At 60.3% G+C, this 17830-nt stretch carries 11 protein-coding genes; 4 read left to right on the forward strand and 7 right to left on the reverse strand.

Annotation, left to right across the window (positions count from 1 at the left end; genetic code table 11):
- Positions 1-270: 270 nt before the first annotated feature.
- Entirely contained in the window at positions 271-1632 is a 1362-nt protein-coding gene (locus EAX62_RS13055; RefSeq protein ID WP_199711297.1) for a sugar transferase, read from the reverse strand.
- A 628-nt stretch (positions 1633-2260) separates the two neighbouring features.
- Between EAX62_RS13055 and EAX62_RS13060 the strand changes: the two genes are divergently transcribed.
- Positions 2261-3403, forward strand: coding sequence for a glycosyltransferase (locus EAX62_RS13060; protein WP_121902486.1), 1143 nt, complete (start codon positions 2261-2263; stop codon positions 3401-3403).
- Between the two features lie 13 nt (positions 3404-3416).
- Here the strand turns inward: EAX62_RS13060 and EAX62_RS13065 are convergent, their stop codons facing one another.
- On the reverse strand, positions 3417-4100 hold the full coding sequence (locus EAX62_RS13065; RefSeq protein ID WP_121902181.1) for an arsenate reductase/protein-tyrosine-phosphatase family protein: 684 nt from the start codon (positions 4098-4100) through the stop codon (positions 3417-3419).
- A 36-nt stretch (positions 4101-4136) separates the two neighbouring features.
- Here EAX62_RS13065 and EAX62_RS13070 point away from each other — a divergent pair, with 36 nt between their 5' ends.
- Both EAX62_RS13070 and EAX62_RS13075 read left to right on the forward strand, forming a co-directional pair.
- Positions 4137-5291 carry a glycosyltransferase gene (locus EAX62_RS13070; protein ID WP_121902182.1) on the forward strand — a complete coding sequence of 385 codons (1155 nt, stop codon included), beginning with the start codon at positions 4137-4139 and terminating at the stop codon, positions 5289-5291.
- A gap of 10 nt (positions 5292-5301) precedes the next feature.
- Positions 5302-6762, forward strand: a complete 1461-nt coding sequence (locus EAX62_RS13075) for a polysaccharide biosynthesis tyrosine autokinase (protein WP_121902183.1) — start codon at positions 5302-5304, stop codon at positions 6760-6762.
- 1164 nt (positions 6763-7926) lie between these two features.
- On the opposite strand, the gene EAX62_RS13080 is transcribed toward EAX62_RS13075, so the two are convergent.
- The 5 genes from EAX62_RS13080 to EAX62_RS13100 form a co-directional block, all read right to left on the reverse strand.
- Positions 7927-9402 carry a lipopolysaccharide biosynthesis protein gene (locus tag EAX62_RS13080; RefSeq protein ID WP_199711298.1) on the reverse strand — a complete coding sequence of 492 codons (1476 nt, stop codon included), beginning with the start codon at positions 9400-9402 and terminating at the stop codon, positions 7927-7929.
- A gap of 21 nt (positions 9403-9423) precedes the next feature.
- Positions 9424-13863, reverse strand: coding sequence for a PKD domain-containing protein (locus tag EAX62_RS13085; RefSeq protein ID WP_121902184.1), 4440 nt, complete (start codon positions 13861-13863; stop codon positions 9424-9426).
- A 140-nt stretch (positions 13864-14003) separates the two neighbouring features.
- Positions 14004-14336: a DUF4352 domain-containing protein gene (locus EAX62_RS13090; protein ID WP_121902185.1), complete on the reverse strand. Its 333-nt coding sequence runs from the start codon at positions 14334-14336 to the stop codon at positions 14004-14006.
- 407 nt (positions 14337-14743) lie between these two features.
- Positions 14744-15712, reverse strand: coding sequence for a glycosyltransferase family 2 protein (locus EAX62_RS13095; RefSeq protein ID WP_199711299.1), 969 nt, complete (start codon positions 15710-15712; stop codon positions 14744-14746).
- Entirely contained in the window at positions 15685-16272 is a 588-nt protein-coding gene (locus EAX62_RS13100; RefSeq protein ID WP_233557958.1) for a CDP-alcohol phosphatidyltransferase family protein, read from the reverse strand. The genes EAX62_RS13095 and EAX62_RS13100 overlap by 28 nt, the downstream gene beginning before the upstream one ends.
- A gap of 285 nt (positions 16273-16557) precedes the next feature.
- Between EAX62_RS13100 and EAX62_RS13105 the strand changes: the two genes are divergently transcribed.
- Entirely contained in the window at positions 16558-17715 is a 1158-nt protein-coding gene (locus EAX62_RS13105) for a glycosyltransferase (protein ID WP_233557959.1), read from the forward strand.
- Positions 17716-17830 lie beyond the last annotated feature (115 nt).

A 17830-nucleotide genomic window follows, 5' to 3' on the forward strand; every position in this document is an offset into this window, starting at 1 on the left:
ACGCCTGCAGCGCTGGCAAATAGTTCGTCGGTGGCACTCCCCATCCCGGCCGCCGTGGCATCCGCTATCGGAGTGCCGGCAGACACGCGAAGACTCGGTGCGGTGACACCAATACTCAAGTAGGACATTACGAATCACACGGCCCCGTCTCCCACGTGATGAGGGGGTGGGTAATGTTCGTATCCCGCTATAAGTGGGAAGGATCGTGAGCAGCACCGACGTGCCTGACAGTTCGATCCCCAGTGGCCGCTCGGGCGGGCAACGGCTCGCTCAATAGGCGCCACTGGAGCCGAACACTGCTTTGGCAGTCTTCGCGAGGATCATGAGGTCCCTCACAGCCGACCAGTTGTCGACGTAGTAGAGGTCGAGACGAACTGTATCTTCCCATGAAAGGTTTGAGCGTCCGGAGACCTGCCACAGTCCCGTCAGTCCGGGGCGAACGTGAAGGCGCCTCATCGTGTCGCTGTCATATTGGGCGACCTCGCGAGGCAGGGCAGGACGGGGACCGACGAGGCTCATGTCGCCGCGAAGTGTGTTCCACAGTTGAGGGAGTTCGTCGATCGAAAAGCGACGGATGAATTTTCCGACAGTGGTGATTCGTGGATCGTTGGTCATCTTGAAAAGGACTCCTGCCCCTTCGTTCTGGGACTGAAGTGCTGCAATCTTCGCCTCTGCGTCAATGCACATACTCCTCAGCTTTAAGCAGTCGAACTCCTCGCCGTTCAAGCCAACGCGTCGCTGCCGAAATATTACCGGCCCGCCGTCTTCCAGTTTGACAGCCACAGCCGTGATCAGGAGTAGGGGCGCCGCCAGCAAGAGCAAAAGAGCGGAGGCCACGACGTCTGCCGCTCTTTTTGACCAGCGAAGCGACTTGAGTGCCCGGGGCCGAGCCACGTGTACGAGCGGGAGGCCGGCCATGGGTGAGAACTCGAGGCGCTCAGCGCTGACATCAGCGAGCGTCGGTACCACCATCATCTGGACTTGACACTCCTCAAGCTGCCACGCCAAGCGGCGGAACTCTTCAGGGCACGTGAATGAGCCTTCTGCAAAGATCACCGTGGCTATACCCTGCGTCGAAATCACCTCTGCCAAATTGCTGAACTCTCCAAGGACGGGGAGGCCGGTGGCTGTAGTAAGGCGACGCTCTCGCGTGACAGCGCCGACGATTTTGTAACCCGCCCAGCGAGCGCGTCTGAGCGCCCTGTGGACCTCGTCGACGTGATGGTCTGCTCCAACGACAAGGACAGGAGTCTGAAGAAGCCCCCGGAGGTGCAGTCGGTGCATTATCTGGCGTCGGGTGTAGCGCACCACCAGGAGAACCAGCAGTCCCATTGCAACCCATACGGCGAATGTCAGACGTGGGTAGTCATATTTGAACAGGAAACAAGCGATGCCGAAGATGCCCGCAGCGATGGCCGTGGCGTTGACCACGCGCTTGTACTCATCCGCCCCGGCTCCCAAGTGTATGACGGAGTAGGCCCCAGTGAGTCGGAGCCCCATCAGCCAGATCAGGATGAGGGCCCCCGTCGCCAGCGTTGCCTCCGTGCTGATCGCCGTCTCAGGGGAGCCGCGGAGTCTGGTGCTTGTGACGTTCGCAAGGATGAAGGTTGCCCCGACCAGAATCGCGTCCACACCAACGAGAATTAGCAGTTGGTACTGGGCAGCCGGCACCCAGCGCACGCTTGGTGCTCCTGTGGTTGCCGCGGTTGGTTTAGAGCGCGCTAAAAAGCCGCTTACGGTCATGAGATCCCCCCGAATCTGATCATGCCCTAGCCATGACAGGGTGGCTTAACGTCCACCTACTGCCATAGTTCGAAGTATTGCTGTCGATTATGTCGCACGATCACGAGGAGCGCAACCCCGCGAACTTGGGAGGAGGAGTGAACAGGCACTGGAGCGCCGTCAAGGCTGCCGGCGAGGCTCAACATCCAGTGCGACCCAACGTGCTAACGTCTTGTCTGTTTAAACCGCCGTAAACCCGGATCCTCTCGTCAAGAGATGGTGCTTCCGGGCGGTGTCAATGTCTCCGGGCGTGCCGATCTCCTAAGGAGGACGCCTTGAGGGTCCGTAGCCGTGCTCCTCGACCCCCGGATCTGTTCGGAGTGGAATATAGTCCACGTGGGAAGGTTCAAACCTGCCACTTTATGGAAAGCTCTCACACAAGCGACCCCGCGGATCGTTGCAAGTTCATCCAGCGCTTCGCTTACTGTCCGGAGGAATGATAGTGATCAATGACCGAACTCGCGCGATGCGCATTGCCATGATCGGTACTCGGGGGGTTCCAGCAGCCTACGGCGGATTTGAGACGGCGGTCGAAGAGGTCTCACGAAGGCTGGTGGATAGGGGCCATGAAGTGACTGTCTACACGCGTGGATCCGCGCAGCGTCAGCCGAGCCACCTCGGGATTCGTTTGGTTCACCTACCTGCGGTCCCTCAGAAACAGTTGGAGACCCTCAGTCACACAGGGATTTCGACCCTGCACGCTGTCCTGGGACGACCGCCCGAGGTTGCATTCGTGTTCAATGCCGCCAACGCGCCATTTCTGCCGTTGCTGCGCGTGCGCGGTATTCCAGTCGCACTCCACATGGATGGTTTGGAGTGGAAGCGCGCCAAATGGGGGAAACGAGGGCGCGAGTACTACCGTTGGGCTGAGGAGTTCGGGGTCCGCAATGCCGACGCGCTTATTGCTGATGCGCCTGGCATCGCCGACTACTACGCACATCAGTTCGGGATAGCAACTGAACTCATTAGATACGGTGCGCCCATCCAAGAGAAGGTGCCGACTGGAGAACTGGACCGCTTAGGGCTGGTGCCGGATGGTTATCACCTTGTCGTGGCTCGGTTTGAGCCTGAGAATCACGTGCTGGATATCGTGCAGGGATATCACTCGTCGTCAGCGTCAAAGGCTCTCGTGGTTGTAGGTTCAGCACCTTATTCAGCCGCTTACAAGCAGGCGATCGAAGCGATTGCAAATTCCGACCGTCGGATCCGGCTTCTCGGTGGTGTATATGACCAAGACGTCTTGGACGCGCTATATTTTCACGCCTACTCGTACCTCCATGGTCATTCTGTAGGAGGGACCAACCCATCGCTGCTGCGGGCGATGGGTGCTGGTACAGCTGTGATCGCCTACGACGTGGTCTTCAACAGGGAGGTGCTCAGTGATCGGGGCTGGTACTTCCGGGAAGCTGAGGGTGTCACTGCCGCCTTGGCTCTGACGGAGTCGGACGAGGATCAAGTTCACTTGCTGGGAGAGCAGTTGAGGGTCTCGGCAAGCCGGGACTTCTCTTGGAACGATGTTGCCCTTGCGTACGAGGACCTCGCGCATCGACTCGCGCAGGGGCAGACCCTGCGATCGGTCGGGAGGCGTCCCCGGCGCGTGAGTGTGGACTGGGATGCTTGAACCTTGATGTCCGTCAGTTTTGGGAACGTTGACCTTGGAATCGAACCAGACTCAGCACAAGGTCTGTTGTCTCCGTCCGCAGGGATCTGAGCATCTTCCCATGGGCAGAAGGGCGACCCAGGTGTGCATCTGGTACGTCAAGCGGGTCGAGGCGCTGTCGCCGGGAGTATCGGGCCGGCGGATGGATGAGCGTGCCCCGGCGGCGGTGGAGAAGGTTTGGAAAGCCCTGTAGCGGGAGTGGGGAACCCTTGGCCTGCTCAGTTTTGAGGATGAAGGCGGATTCGTTGGGGGAGGCGGGCGAAGCGCTGAGAAGGACGGCCTCGCGGAGCGTGAAGGTAACGGTCCGCAGGGCAGGGGCGTAGCGCGCTAGGATGGCTCGCTCTGCCCGCGTTGCTACGATGATCAGATCTGGCTCCGCCAAATCGGAGGGCCCAAGAGGCGCGGACAGATGATCATTCGCAAAACGTCGCCCCTCCTCGGATTCCTGCATCAGAGTGGCGCTCTGCGCGCAGATGCCTTTCCCCGAACTTGCGTTGACGCCGCGGCTCGTTGAGTGGAAGTGTTGCCGTTCGGATTCAGGAAGGCCTTCCGTAAATATCCATTGCATAAACGGCGAACGGCATACATTCATGGAGCATACGAACAGCACGGCGTTGGTCATCTGATTAGCCTCCCGAAAGATCGTCGTCTGGATCATGTCACAACGATGAGCACATCATGGAATGATCGGTCCATGGCAACATGTCTTCTCGTGCACCCGGGTGCTGAACTTTTCGGTGCTGACCGCATGCTCCTTGAGAGTGCTATCGCTGTCAGGGAGTCTGGGATGAGCTGCCTCGTGGCGCTGCCTGAGGGTGGGCCGCTCGTGGATGCTCTCGAGGCTCAGGGGATCCCGACTGTGATCGTCCCCATGTTGGTGTTGAGAAAGGCTCTACTACGACCCCGGAACTGGCTGAAACTGCTCGGCGGGTGGATGGCAGGGCTGGTGTCCAGTTGGAAGCTGATCACCCGGACTGCGCCAGCCTGTATTTATGTCAGCACAGTCACGTTGCCGCAATGGCCGCTGGTGGCGAGGCTCCGTCGGATCCCGTGCATCACGCACGTCCACGAGGCCGAGGGATCGGCGAGGAGGTGGGCCAATCTTGCGCTGTACATCCCCCACCTGGCGTCAACCTCCGTTCTCGTTAACAGTCACTTCAGCCTGCGCACAATCGCGAAGAGCCTGCCGATGCTGGCCGAGCGAGCCCGAGTGGTGGCCAACGGTGTCGCCGGCCCCCCAATCGCACCTACATTGCCCCGCCGAGAACTGGGTGGGTTTCTCCGAGTCCTCTACTTGGGGCGGCTGTCGCCGCGTAAGGGACCGGATCTTATCGTGGAGGCTGCGAAGATTCTGCGTGGTCGCGTCGAACTCGAAATGGTGTTTGCCGGTTCAACGTTCAGCGGATACGAATCCTATGAGTCGGAGTTGCGCTCAGCTCTGAAGGAGGGGGGCTACTCCGACGAGGAAGTCCTTGTGGGGTTCAGACCCGAGATCTGGCCTCTGCTTGAGCACTGCGACGTGCTCGTGGTTCCGAGTCGGCTCGACGAACCTTTTGGAAACACTGCAGTCGAGGGCGTCCTTGCTCAACGCCCGGTCATCGTCAGTGATACCACCGGCCTTCGCGAGGCCGCGGCTGGATACCCCAGCGCGCATCTAGTGCGCAGGAATGATCCCGAAGCCCTCGCGGAGGCACTTCAGGACCTCGTCGACCAATGGGCCACGGTGCGCGGACTTGTGGAGACCAGCGCAAGAATGGCGCAAGAGAGACACGACCCCGTCGCGTATCGTCGAAGGATCAGTGACGCTGTTGCGCAGCAGCTCGTGTCGCTGCTGAATACTGAAAGCTGAAGGGGAAGACATGTCGTTACAGGACTACCTGAAGACCATCCTGCGCAACTGGGTGCTGATTTTCGTGGTTGGCGTGATCGGGGCAGCGGTGGGTTTCGGGGTCGCCTTGACGACTCCGGAGCAGTACAGATCGACGAGTTCACTGTTGGTGACCAGCGACAGGGGTGACAGCCCATCGGAACTCGTCCAGGGCAGTACGTATGCCGAGAATCTGGTCACCACTTACGTGGTACTCGCAAAGACGGAAATTGTTCTGCAACCCGTCATCGACGAGCTAGGACTGGCCAGCACAGTGCAATCTTTGGCGAGCGTGGTCTCCGCTGATTCACCTCTCAATACGGTCATCATCGATATCCATGCAGACAGCCAAGATCCGGCACTCTCACAGCGAATCTCTTCTGCGGTGGCCGCAAGCCTCGTCCGAGTGGTTACGAGCGAAGTCTCGCCCACGGCCGAGGACGGAACTGCGACGATCAAGCTCACGACCATCCAGAGCGCCAACCTTCCCAAGTATCCCTTCGCACCGAATAAGCGACTCCACGTTCTCGTGGGGGAACTACTTGGGCTCGCTGTGGGCGTGATCTTCGCTATCACCCGTTCAGTGTTCCGACAGACGGTGCGCTCACGGGACGACGTCGCCCAGGTGACAGCGGTACCAGTCGTCGGGGAAGTGATTGGATCACCCAAAGGCGTGACTCTACCGGTGAACGTGTTGGGGGATCCGCAAGGAATTCAGGCGGAATCTGTACGAAGTCTGGCTGCGAACCTGAGCTTCCTCAGCATGGGTGAGCAGCTACGTTCTTTCGTCATCACTTCCGCCTCACCTGCAGAGTCGAAAAGCTCCATCGTCTCCTCTCTGGGGCTCGCCGTCGCCGAAACCCAGCGCGTCCTCCTTATTGATGGTGATCTGCGTCGACCGTCCCTCGCCAACCTGACGCAGCTCGAGGGCGCCACCGGACTGACCAATGTATTGCGCGGTGAGATCAGTCTGCAGGATGCTGTGCAGCCGTGGGCGAAGGACGGGTTACACGTATTGACGTCCGGGGCCCTACCGCCGAACCCTGCTCAACTACTGGCAAGCAGCGCTATGCGCTCGCTCATTTCACAAGCACGCGATGAGTATGACCTCGTCATTATTGACTCGGCGCCAGCACTGTCTGTGACTGACGCCAAGTGGTTGGGACACATGACAGATGGTGCACTGATCGCCTCGCGTTACGGAAAGACATCCACCAGGGCCATTCGCAAAGTCATCGAAGCTATGGAGGCTGCGTCCGTGCCGGTGCTCGGAGTCATCATCACCAGCGTGCCTCGGACGTCTCAATCGCGCTATGGCGAGGCGGGGCGTGAGTCAACCGAGACGGTTGTCCGGAGTTTGGAGGAGTCGACCGTTGCGGAGCCAAGGCACCCGTCAGAGCAGGCAGAGCGACCGCCAGGGTCAAAGGCAGAAGCGGCATCGCGCTTGCAATAGGACTGAAGGCAAAGTCCCAAGCCAGCCGAAGCACCAGAAAGGTGGTAATCGTCGTGGCCGCCCCCCGACTCAAGAGGTCACCCAACCCGAAGAGGGCAAACGCTGCGACGGTCACGGCGAGCAGTGCGCCCGCGAAGCCAAATAGGATCCAGAGGTCACCGAGTACCGAGTGAACTTCTATGCCGTATCCAAACATGTACTTCTCGACGTACCCGTTGTTCGGATCGTAGCCGAGCGAATGCATACCCGTCTTGCCCAACATGATGTTCGCATAGGTGGCCAATGTGCCAGCCCCGTAACCCCAAGGCCGGTCTGTTACAAGCGCCAGAGCCGCTCCCATCTCTGGCCGCCCCCCCACGAGTGAGGATCCTGATTGGGAGATTTGGGCGATGGTGCGGTTTCGGGCCGATTCCCCGAGCATCCCATCCAGAATGGCCGACTGGACAATGAGGAACCCGCCTGCGCCGACAAGTGCGACCCGCGCAAGTGCTGTCCATGCACGCCACCCGTCCCTTGTCCCGGGCCATTGGGCTCCGCTCTGGGTGACCGCTCCCCTCTGGGTGACCGTCAGAGCGATCGCCACGAGCAGCAGACCTGCTGCTGATCGTGAGTCGTTGAGCGCTGACACCGCCACCAACATCAGGGCCATTCCCACCTGTCCCCACCTGTGCCGGCTGATCCCAGGGAGACTCAGCAGAATAAGAGTGATGGGAACCGAAAGCGAGAACTTCCAAACGTTGTCTGAGTTCACGCCCGAGACCACGAGGGAGACAAGGCTTCCCAAACCAAATACGAGGATGAGCCGTGGAATGCCAAGGAGGGATCGTGCCCAAAGGAGAGCGGCGAGTACCAGTGCCAGCCCAACCATCCGGGCGGTCTGTACAAGAGCGAGGGATCCGCTGACGTTGCCCAACGACACGTGGCCCATGGTCAGCAGCAGACCCGATATAGCAGATAGAAGGGCGAGGACAGAGATGGTCACAGCGCCGCGATATCGGGAGAGGTGGCGCAGGGTGACGGGTATCACACAAGCGGCCAGTAGGAAGCCGATCGGCACATCCGGAGAGAACCGGTAGCGGATTGCAATGATGAACACGGCCGCATGCGCGGCCGCGACTTCCCAACCGTCCACCGCCTTAGATGGGCGCGATAGAGGGTGCAAGGTCATGCCTCGACGCTACCCTCCGATTCGGCATTGTTTCGGCGGCGTGCCAAGTCGCGCTGCACATATATGAAGTTGGGTACGACCTGACAGACCAGAACGCCCGAGGACACCGCGATCACACTTCCGGCCGCACCGACAATCGGAATCAGCCACCACGACAACCCCAGTGATGTGGGCACCATGACGAGGGTGGGTATCACTTGGAAGGACAGGCCTTTCGCGTCTGTCATGTACATGCCAAGGGGGTACTTGAGCGCCTGGAGAGCTACGAAAAATACGAAGGCACATACAAGAACTACGTCGAGGGATAGTTTTCCGGCCGATGCGATACTCACCAGCCAAGGCGAAACCAGCGCCATCCCTCCCGCGAGCATCAGACCTCCAACGAGGAACCACGCCGCTGGGCGCACCGGCGATTCGATTCTTCCCTCCGCCCGCGCGCGTGCATACAAAGGCCACAGCGCCACTCCGGCAGCTGCCACGGTCTGGGTGGCGATTCCGAACAGCTGGGAAGCAAGATTATATTCGGCGAGTTCTCGGGAGCCCCCCAAATGGCTCACCATGATGCGCGCGGTTTGCATCGCCACTGGCAGCGCGAGCATCTGGACAAGCATTGGGCCTGCAAGATCCATCACCTTGGAACTCGGGTGCGCACGTCGGTGGGGGACCTGTCGGAACATCTCCGACACTTGTGGAGAAATAAGCCTCGCTGCACTGAGCAGGCAGACCGTTGAAACGACGATGCCGGCGATGTAAGTGAAAAGCGCCAAGTAGTCGCTAGCAGGAACCTGCAGGACCACCGTGGCCCCCACGAGTATCAGGACGATGGGTGCTGCGATGCCTTGAAGAGTGATTTGGAGCGTGTTCTTCTGAAGTCCCACCAACAGCCTGGGTCCGATGGTTAGGGGCAGGCCCAAGCCGAAAAGTGCCATGGCTGCACCCGCTGTCCACCCTCCGTCCTCCATCAAGCCCGGTCCGAGGATGACAGGCCACAAATTTAGTGCGGTGATCGCCGCCGATACGAGAACCAGCGTGCCGCCGGATATGAACAGAACGCGGGTAGCACTCAGCAGTGCTCGCCTGAGTCTGGGATCCCGGGCGGGATCCAACGACTCCGCCGCCGCGTTGATGACCACGGCTGCAAGGCCTAGATCCGCGAACGGTAGTAGAGACGGCAGGCTGTTCAGGAGCCCGTATTGTGCATAGGCCGCTATCCCGTAGTGCTGCAAGATGAGGCGGCTCGTGATGAGTCCCAAGAAGCCGGCGATTCCCATGACGACGACTTTGGCAATCGCGGCACTGCCCACGTTCCGCCAGCGGATACCAGCCCGAATCGCCGGGCCAGCGGTCGACTTGCTTGGGGAGTTGGTCAATACGACGGCAGAAGACTTACCGGATCCCTGTCGGCCATTGGTGTCCTCTGTTTCGGCCCCCACATCTCGCTTCGCCGCCTCGTCTGTTCTGGTGCTTCTCACTGACTCCCCGCTCCTTTCACGTCAACCGATGGCTGGGTCGGTGACGGTGATGGTGTCGAAGGAGACGGTAGAGGGTGCCTGGGTGGTGTTGGGGAGGTAGCTGAACACGGAGACGGCGCCGGCAGCTTGCAGGGCTGGATCGACGTTGCTGCTCTGGACCTGCCACGTCGGTTCGGTGCCCCCGAATGGGTAGAACTTGGCTTTGAGTGCAGTGGGGGCAGTGCCGATGGTTTCCAGGACGATTGTGTATTTCTGGCCAGGAGTGATGGTCCCAGCTGGAATGGTCAGGAAGGGTGCGAGAGAAGTGGAATTGTCGAGCAGGTAGAGCTTGGCACCGCCGTCAGATTGAAGGCGCAGCCGAGCAATGTAGCTGTTGGGGCCGATTCGGCGTCCCACAACGGCGACGTACTGTGCCTCAACCAGTTTATCGACGCTGAATACGGCCTCGACCCGGGTTGAGGTGGAGGAGATCTGGTTGAGGTCGGCGTAGAGTGTGCTGGCGGAAGGGACGGAGATGTTCCCGGCGCCGTTGGCGACGTTAAACCGCGATGCGGTGCCGCGCAAAGTCCAGGGGCCACCGATGTTGGCTGTGCCCCATCCTGTTGCGCTGGTTCGTTCGAATTTATCCTGTGCGAGGATCCCGGAAACGGGGTTCACGACGGTAACGCTGTTGGTTCTCGTTGCCGTGGCGTTTGCGTTGTCAGTGACCGTGAGTATGACGCTGTAGCTGCCAGGGCTGGTATATGTGTGTGTAGTTGTCACACCTGCGGCGCTGCTTCCGTCGCCGAGATCCCACTGGTACGTCGTGATGGTTCCGTCGGGGTCGTTGGAGGCAGCGGCGTTGAGAGATACGGACAAGCCGTTGACGGCAGAGGTGAAGGACGCGATTGGCGCTTGATTCGGCCCCACTGCTACCACGTCCTTGGTGGTTGAGCCGGATAGACCCTTGTCGTCTTTCACAATGAGCGTGATGGTGTGGCTGCCCGCTGCCGCATAAGTGTGAGTGGCCGTGGCGGTGGCTGCTGTGGTGCCGTCTCCGAAGTCCCATGCCCATGACGCAATGGAGCCGTCTGGGTCCGTGGATCCGTTGCCGTCGACACTCACAGAGAGGCCGTTGGTGGCGACGGTGAAGGAAGCTGTGGGAGCCACATTGGGGGCGGTTGCTGTGATTTCGCGAGTGGTTGTTGCCGTGGCGGACTTGTCATCCGTGACGGTCAACGTGATGGTGTGAGCACCTGCCGTTGAGTAGGTGTGTGTCGTCGTGATGCCGGTACCGGTGGTGCCGTCACCGAAGTCCCATCCGTAGATATTGACGGAGCCGTCTGAATCAGTTGAAGCGGAGGCATCGACATCCACCTTGAGATCGGTGGCCGTGGCGATGAAGGAAGCCGTCGGCGGCTGGTTGGGAGCCGCAGCGCCGCTCCCAACCGCGAAGTGCGTTGCGGCTTCAGTAGCAGTAAGGGCTCGTCCGTATACCGCAGTCTCATCGAAACTGCCGATCAGGTTGGGGGAGCTCGAACCCCAAGTTGAGTCGCCACCAACCCTCCAGTAACCGATGAAGTTCTGTGCGGCCGTCGCCGGGTTGGTGCCTTGAGAAATGCCGTCGACGTAGAGGTTCATCCCAGAGGCGTCCTGCGTGGCCACAACGTGGTGCCACAGGCCATCGTTCAAGGGGGAGGCTGTGAAGATGGTATTCGTTTGTCCACTCCACGTCCCGAATACGAGCTTGCCATCGTTTTGCATGTATACGTGCCGGTCATAATTCGATGACCCGCCGGTTTGGGCATCCCCAAGCCCGATCAGTTTCCCTCCGGACGTTGTGGTGGTGCGGAACCAGGTCTCGAGGCTGTAGGCGTTGGGGCCTACGAAGTTAATTGTGGAGAACGCATTGCCGCCGTTGGTGGGCGTACAACCCATCTGCCACCAGTTGCACGAGGTTTGCTTGAAGGTGATGGCTTTGCCTGTGCCTCCAACCAGCGCTCCGGGTTCGTTGCGTTGGAAGTCGCCAGCCAACTGTCCGGGTACACCTTGCTCGCCAGCGTCTGAGAGAGCAGGGCCAGAGGATTCGTCATAGCGCCAGTAGAGTTCCGGGTCGGCCTCGTGTACGAGCGCGCCGTAAGCATCAACCGGAGCAGGTGGAACGTCGACGGTCCGACCGGAGGCGACGTAGTGGGCCCGAATGTCGCTCACGGTCAATGGAGCGGCATAGACGGCAACGTCGTCGATGCTTCCCGAGAAGTAGTTGGACGTTGGTTGATTCGTCCACCCATTAAGGTTGTCACCACCGATCCGCCAGTTGCCTGAATAGCTCTGAGCAGAGGTGACGGTAACGTCTTGTCCTACGCGCTTTCCGTCGACATACAGGCGCATCCCTTCGGAACCAAGACTGGCGACTACGTGGTGCCACTGGCCGTCGTTGAAGGAAGCAGTGCTGCTCACTGTCTTCACCGCGCCCGGATAGACGCCGAACAGAATCCGACCAGCGTTGTCCATGTAGACGTGACGGTCGTAGCTGCCTGAGTCGCCGGTTGCTGCCCCGCCGAAGCCGATGATCTTTCCGCCTGACGTCGTCGTGGTCTGGATCCAAGCCTCAACGGCAAAAGAGGAGGGGCCGTCTGTGGTCACACCGGTGGAGGCGTACCCGCCTGCGAATGTAGTCGCCTTGTCACTATCGGCAGCGACGGCGCCGGCAGTGCCGCGCGACGCGCCTCCCTGAATTGTTAGGTCCGTGGAACCGACCCAGTCAACAGCCGTGTCGCCGCTTGCCTCGCCCAGACGCCAATAGGACTGCGCCTCGTCGTTGTAAACAGCAAGGGCATAGGGGGAGAGTGCGGTGGAGGAAACGGTCACGTTGACCCAGTCCGAACGCAAAACGTTGTTCCAGGGGTCAGTTGCCGTGACGCGGTAGCGGTGCGTGCTGGCCGGTGTCAGGTTGCCGTCCATCAAACGAACAGACTCCGGTTTCCAGAACACATTGCTCTTGAGGCGCTCGTCGACGAGTCCGGCGGGGTTCTCAGAGTCGCGATACACGCGGTAGGTGAGATTGAGATCGTCGCGGTCCCAAACTGTTGAATAGCCAATCCTGACCGAACCCGAAGATGCTGATGTGACGGAAGGCGCCCATGACGTCTGATTCCGCAGGAACCGCGGTCCCTGCAGATTAGGTGCCTTGTCCCTCACTGCGTAGCGCACAAGTCCCTGCTGGGTCTTTCCGTTGACACGGGGGAACTCTCCTCCGTAAATGACGTAGTCATCGGTTCCGTCAACGGTCCAGACGGCCTGAGACTTGCCGGTGTAGGTGCCGACGTCAGTCTGCGGGAACCAATTGAGAATGTCTGGGCGTGGCGTACCGGGGTGGTCCGGGTATCCGTAGATGTCGCTCGTGTTGACGCCCTCGACGGTTTTGGTGACGGCTGTCGAATGGTAGAAAGACCAGGGCTCCGTCTGCGGGAAACCGCCACTATTACCGCAGTAATGCTTATGACTGGCCAAGTAAACAACGTCCTTGGTGGGGGCGATGTCGTAGCTGTCCCCGTGGCAGTCTTCGAGCCATTTCAGTGTGCCATCGCTCCAGTTCGCCGAGAAAGCTCCCTCCGAGTTGCCGCCAGAGCCGAAGTGCCAGCCCACGCCGTAGAAGTTTGTGCCGTCGCTCTTCAATCGGGTGATCCCGGAGTTCTGGCCTGCGTTACGTACCTCAGAGTTGACCGGAAGCGGTAACTGGTTCCCGGTAACACCGTCGACGCGAGAGAGGCCGTAACCGGGGTTGGTGGAACCACCTGCAACGGAAGTGAAGCTTCCGGCCAGGACTAACGAGCTGCCGTCTGGACTGGCGGCAAGCGCCTGTACCATCCCGTTGTCGACAATGGGTTTGAATGGTAAAAGCGATCCATTCGATGCTCGGACGGCGGCGATTCGGGCTCGAGCGCTATTGTTGACGGCACTGAAGTACCCCCCAACATAGATGGTGTCGTTGGTAGCTGCCACTGACTGCGTCGTGCCGTTGATGTTGGGCACCACGGTGGAATTCAAGTTTCCGCTGGGCAGGTCGAAGACAGCGATGCGGTTGCGCGTCAGACCGTTGACCGTCGTGAAGTTTCCGACGACGTACAGTTTCGTCTTGTCCGGTGACGCTGTTATGTCGTTGATTCGTCCATTGAAGCTCGGGGCCATTGAAGATACAAGGACCCCGGTGCTGATGCTGAATGCCAAGAAATTGGATCGCGGAATCAGATTTGTACCGACGGCAGCTCCGGCCGGACGGGCGTTGGTGAACTCTCCACCAACGTATGCAATATCACCCACGATCTCACTTGCCCAAATAACGCCTTTGTCAATTTGGACAGTTGGAAGGCCGTCCGCTGAAACCGTCGCAGGCAGAGGAATAGGTTCAGCGGCAGCCGCCTTTTCCATGCTCGCAGCGAATCCCGCGACCAGCGCAGTGGTAGTGATGATGGCGCACATGCGCGCGCAAAATTGCTTTATCGACACGGTTCCAAGCCCCCCAGCTCGTGTCTGAATCCCATGGAGAAACGTTTCTCAGCGACGGAGATTCAGTGACTGGATCATACGGCCGTGGGGGCGAGGATGGCAAGTGTCAATCCCTAATTCACCTTGCCTTGGAACAGAACTATGGGTGTACCAACGGCGAGGTCTACCTCGATGGTGATGTCATCTCGGTCATCTGGCCCCACTGTGAACAGGTAAATGCCCTCCGCTGAGGCCCGGGGCGCGATCTTGTCCGGGAAAGCACGGCTCCCCGGATTGAGCAACGAACCCGCGGGTGAACGAGCTGCTCCCTTGTAGAGATTCACGACTACCGCTGGGGTGTCGAAGTCTTCCGGCGTGCTGTTCGTCACCTCGAGGGTGATGCGTAGGGCTGGTCCGCCCACCTCACCCGGTATCGCCACTTCTCCTGTGACGGACTCGATGCGCACGAGGCTTGCTTGGATCCCCTCCATCGGAGTTGCGACGGCCGTGATCCCGATGGGGTCTCGGGTTTCTCGAGGCGCCGAATCCTCGTTCTCGGTAGGTTGTTCCCGCGGAGTGATGGACGACGTGGCGGTCGGCGAGGTGGTCGGCGAGGCGGTCGGCGAGGCGGGCGTGCTCCCTGGGACTACCTGGATCGTCGGCGATACCGCATCAGAAGGGACGGGGGAGCCTTGGACGGGTCCGGTCGTTCCTGCGATCGTGGGGCTGAGGGGGCCAGAAGGAGTCTGAGCAGGCTGCGGAGTGAGTTGGGGCGCGATAAGCGCCACAGCCAACACGGCAACGGCGGTGGCTGCGGCAGCAACCAGCCAGCCGCGGCGACGTAGGGGCTGACTCGACGGGGGTGTGCTTTCGGTCATGTCTGCCTCTCGGATCCATCATTCTTGAGCGCGAAGGCCGCGAGGGCCATGCCCTCCCGCAGGCCCCGCCAAGCTGCCCGTGCGGGGGCCACTGGATGCAGGAACTGCCGGCGACCGCCTTGGAGTAGAACCGCCCAAGCATTGGTCACCGATGCTCGTCGCCACCGTCTGATGCCCTCGGCGTCCAGGTGTTTGGTGGCGAACATCAGGCGGTTTCGGATCATGTAGTGATAGTAGGTGCCGGACTTCCCGCGGCCTTCCACTTGATCCTTGTGGGTGCCTCCCTCTTCGTGGAGGACTGTTGCCTCCTGCACAACGATGAGGCGTCCTCCCCGGGCGGTGACGCGCCGTGACAGGTCGACGTCCTCCCAATAGAGGAAGTAGGACTCGTCGAATCCCCCGACTGCGTCCCAAAGCTGCATGCTGAGCATCATGCAGGCGCCCGAGATCCACTCCCAAATGCCATCCGTGGCCTCGGGCAATCTTGCAGACCGACCGCTGGTGGCGCCGTCGCTGAGGTGTAGGACAGCACCCGCGAACCATGTTTTACCCTCTGCGTCGACCACGCGCGGTGCCACCAATGCGTCCGGATATTCTGCCGCGACGGTGCTCAGAAGATCGAGGGCTGACGAGTCGATGCGTGCGTCCGGGTTGATGAGGAGCAGTTGGGTGGCCCCTAGCTGGCGGGCCCGCGCAGCACCTGCGTTCATTCCACCTCCGAATCCTCGATTGTCGGGCAGAGACACAAGGTCCCATCCCTCGGCCGCAGATAGCTCGGTCACCCGCTGACGCTCGTCTTCACCAGACCAACAGTCGACAACGACCACAACATCAGGACGGCACTCGCGCACAGCCGGGGCGAGGTTGCGTGCGAGAAGGGTGCTGGACCCAAAATTAACGACGAGGAAAGCAAGACGCGTGTTCTGATTGTTGCCGTTCACAGCTTTTGCATTTCCCGAAACCACTTGACCGATGCCAACAAAAGAAAGCCGGAGGCTGCGAGGAGAAGCAAGCCGTAGAGAATGAAGAAGGGCGACGGCCAGTGCTGCCAGCCAGGGTAGCCCCAGAAGACGAAGACTAGGCAGACCAGCCCGAAGTCGGTCGGCAGCAATAAGAGGGAGCGGATTGCGGTTCCCCCACCCCTTTGATGTGTGCTGGCGCCGCCGTGACTCGATTTGATGAGGTCGTTGAGCAGCATCCCGAAGAACGTGACTGTTGCCACTACAGAGAAAAGAAGTGGCAGTAGTAACCACCACGAGTCACGCAGCGGCATATGGAACCAAGCCGCGATGAGGACAGAAAGGTGGAGCGATGAGATCTTGATGGCATCAACGAAGTGGTCGAGCCACTCGCCCGCAGGCGAACCCTGCCCGGTCAACCGGGCGATTTGACCATCAGCCGAGTCCCACGCGTATCCGAGGACAAGCAAGACGGCCACAACTACACCGGTCAACGGTACGGCTGGGAGGACCATGAGCAATGCGATCCCCAAAAAGGTATGTGCAGCGCTGATGCCGGTGGCCATATTGGGTGTGAGTCCGCGCGTATAGGCCCAAGCGGCCAGTATCCGGCCCAAACGTCGGTTGACGTAGACCGAGTACGCGGGTGCTCCTCGGGCGTGACCCTTCTGCGCGCGAGCCAAGTGCGCGTAAGCCTGACGAACTGTGAGCCGGGACTCATGCATTTTACTGTTCCCCCCAAGGCTGTGGTGCCGGTCAGGTTACACTGTCTCAATATTATCCGTTACGGATGATGTGTCAGATTGGGGACCGGAATGAGCACTCGGGATCCGACCCGCCCACGCGTCCTTATGGGCGCATATGCGTTTGGGCCCTCAGACGAGCCCGAAGCGAGCGCGGGGTGGGCGTTCGCCGCTGCTGCCGCCGTTGACCACGACGTCTGGGTATTGTGCCGCTCTCGTTTCGTCGACGAGATTGCCGAGCGCCTCGGCGCGGACGCAACGCTCGCGGAGCATCTGCATGTAGTTCATATCGATCTTCCTGATTGGGTCTTTCGAGCAAAGCGTCATGCCTGGGACCTGTACTGGTACTACTGTCTGTGGCAGATGTTGGCCGCGCGGACTGCCAAGCGTCTGCACGCGGAGCTTGGCTTCGACCTGGCCCACCACGTCACGTTCGCCAACGACTGGCTTCCTTCGGGGCTTGCCGGTATGCCAGGCGTGCCCTTCGTATGGGGCCCTGTGGGGGGTGCGTCGCGCTTGCCGATCTGGAAGCTGCGTCACTGGCTGGGGGCGCGTGGGGTGGCCATCGAAGTCGCAAGAATCGGGCTCACTTCACTGCCAAGATGGATCTTCGGGGACAGTAGTGCTCGCTCCGCCAGTGTCGTGGTGGCGCAGAACGCTGACGTCGCGCACCGCTTTCGACGTGCTCGCCGGGTGGTCGTTGAGCCGAATGCTTCACTGGATAGGGCATCACTTCCGGAACGCGTCCCTTGCGCAACCGGAGGGCGCAGAGCGGTCTTCGTCGGACGCCTCATCTACTGGAAGGGCGCTTCGTTGGCGCTGGAGGCCATGGCGCGCAAGGACGCGCGTGACTGGACATTGGAGATATACGGTGCAGGTCGCGAACGATCCGCGCTCGATGCGTTGACGTCGCGTCTCGGTCTGGGCGACCGGGTCCTGTTTCTTGGACACCGTCCCCGGCATGAAATTCTGGAATCGATGGCGAGAGCGGACATCTTGTTGTTCCCTTCGATGCACGACCAAGCAGGCTGGGTGGCGGCAGAGGCGAGTTCCATGGGTACACCTGTGGTGTGCCTTCCTCTCGGCGGCCCTCCAACGTTGGCAGAGCCCAATGCATTCACAACGTCGCTTCACGGTGACATTGTCGGGAATCTTGTCACGACGATGAACCGTGCGGCAGCCACGGGGGGCACCCCCCACGACCGTTGGTCGTCCGAACGCTTGCCTGCCCTCATGTCTGATTGGTACAACGATGCTCGAGCCTGACAATGCCCTTTTTGAATCTCACTGTCTTCTCGAGTGTCCGGGATGAGTTGAGCGAGTTCGAAGAGCATCACCTTGGTGTTGCGGGTCCTACATGAGTGCCGCACTCCTAGCGGGT

This window comes from Tessaracoccus antarcticus (assembly GCF_003688855.1).
Classification (GTDB): Bacteria; Actinomycetota; Actinomycetes; order Propionibacteriales; family Propionibacteriaceae; genus Arachnia; species Arachnia antarctica.

Excerpts from the sequence above, each read along its gene's own strand:
- EAX62_RS13060 (WP_121902486.1), top strand. The coding sequence starts at position 2,261 with ATGATCGGTACTCGGGGGGTTCCAGCAGCCTACGGCGGATTTGAGACG.
- EAX62_RS13065 (WP_121902181.1), bottom strand. The coding sequence starts at position 4,100 with ATGATCCAGACGACGATCTTTCGGGAGGCTAATCAGATGACCAACGCC.
- EAX62_RS13070 (WP_121902182.1), top strand. The coding sequence starts at position 4,137 with ATGGCAACATGTCTTCTCGTGCACCCGGGTGCTGAACTTTTCGGTGCT.
- EAX62_RS13105 (WP_233557959.1), top strand. The coding sequence starts at position 16,558 with ATGGGCGCATATGCGTTTGGGCCCTCAGACGAGCCCGAAGCGAGCGCG.
- EAX62_RS13085 (WP_121902184.1), bottom strand. The coding sequence starts at position 13,863 with ATGTGCGCCATCATCACTACCACTGCGCTGGTCGCGGGATTCGCTGCG.
- EAX62_RS13100 (WP_233557958.1), bottom strand. The coding sequence starts at position 16,272 with ATGGCCACCGGCATCAGCGCTGCACATACCTTTTTGGGGATCGCATTG.
- EAX62_RS13075 (WP_121902183.1), top strand. The coding sequence starts at position 5,302 with ATGTCGTTACAGGACTACCTGAAGACCATCCTGCGCAACTGGGTGCTG.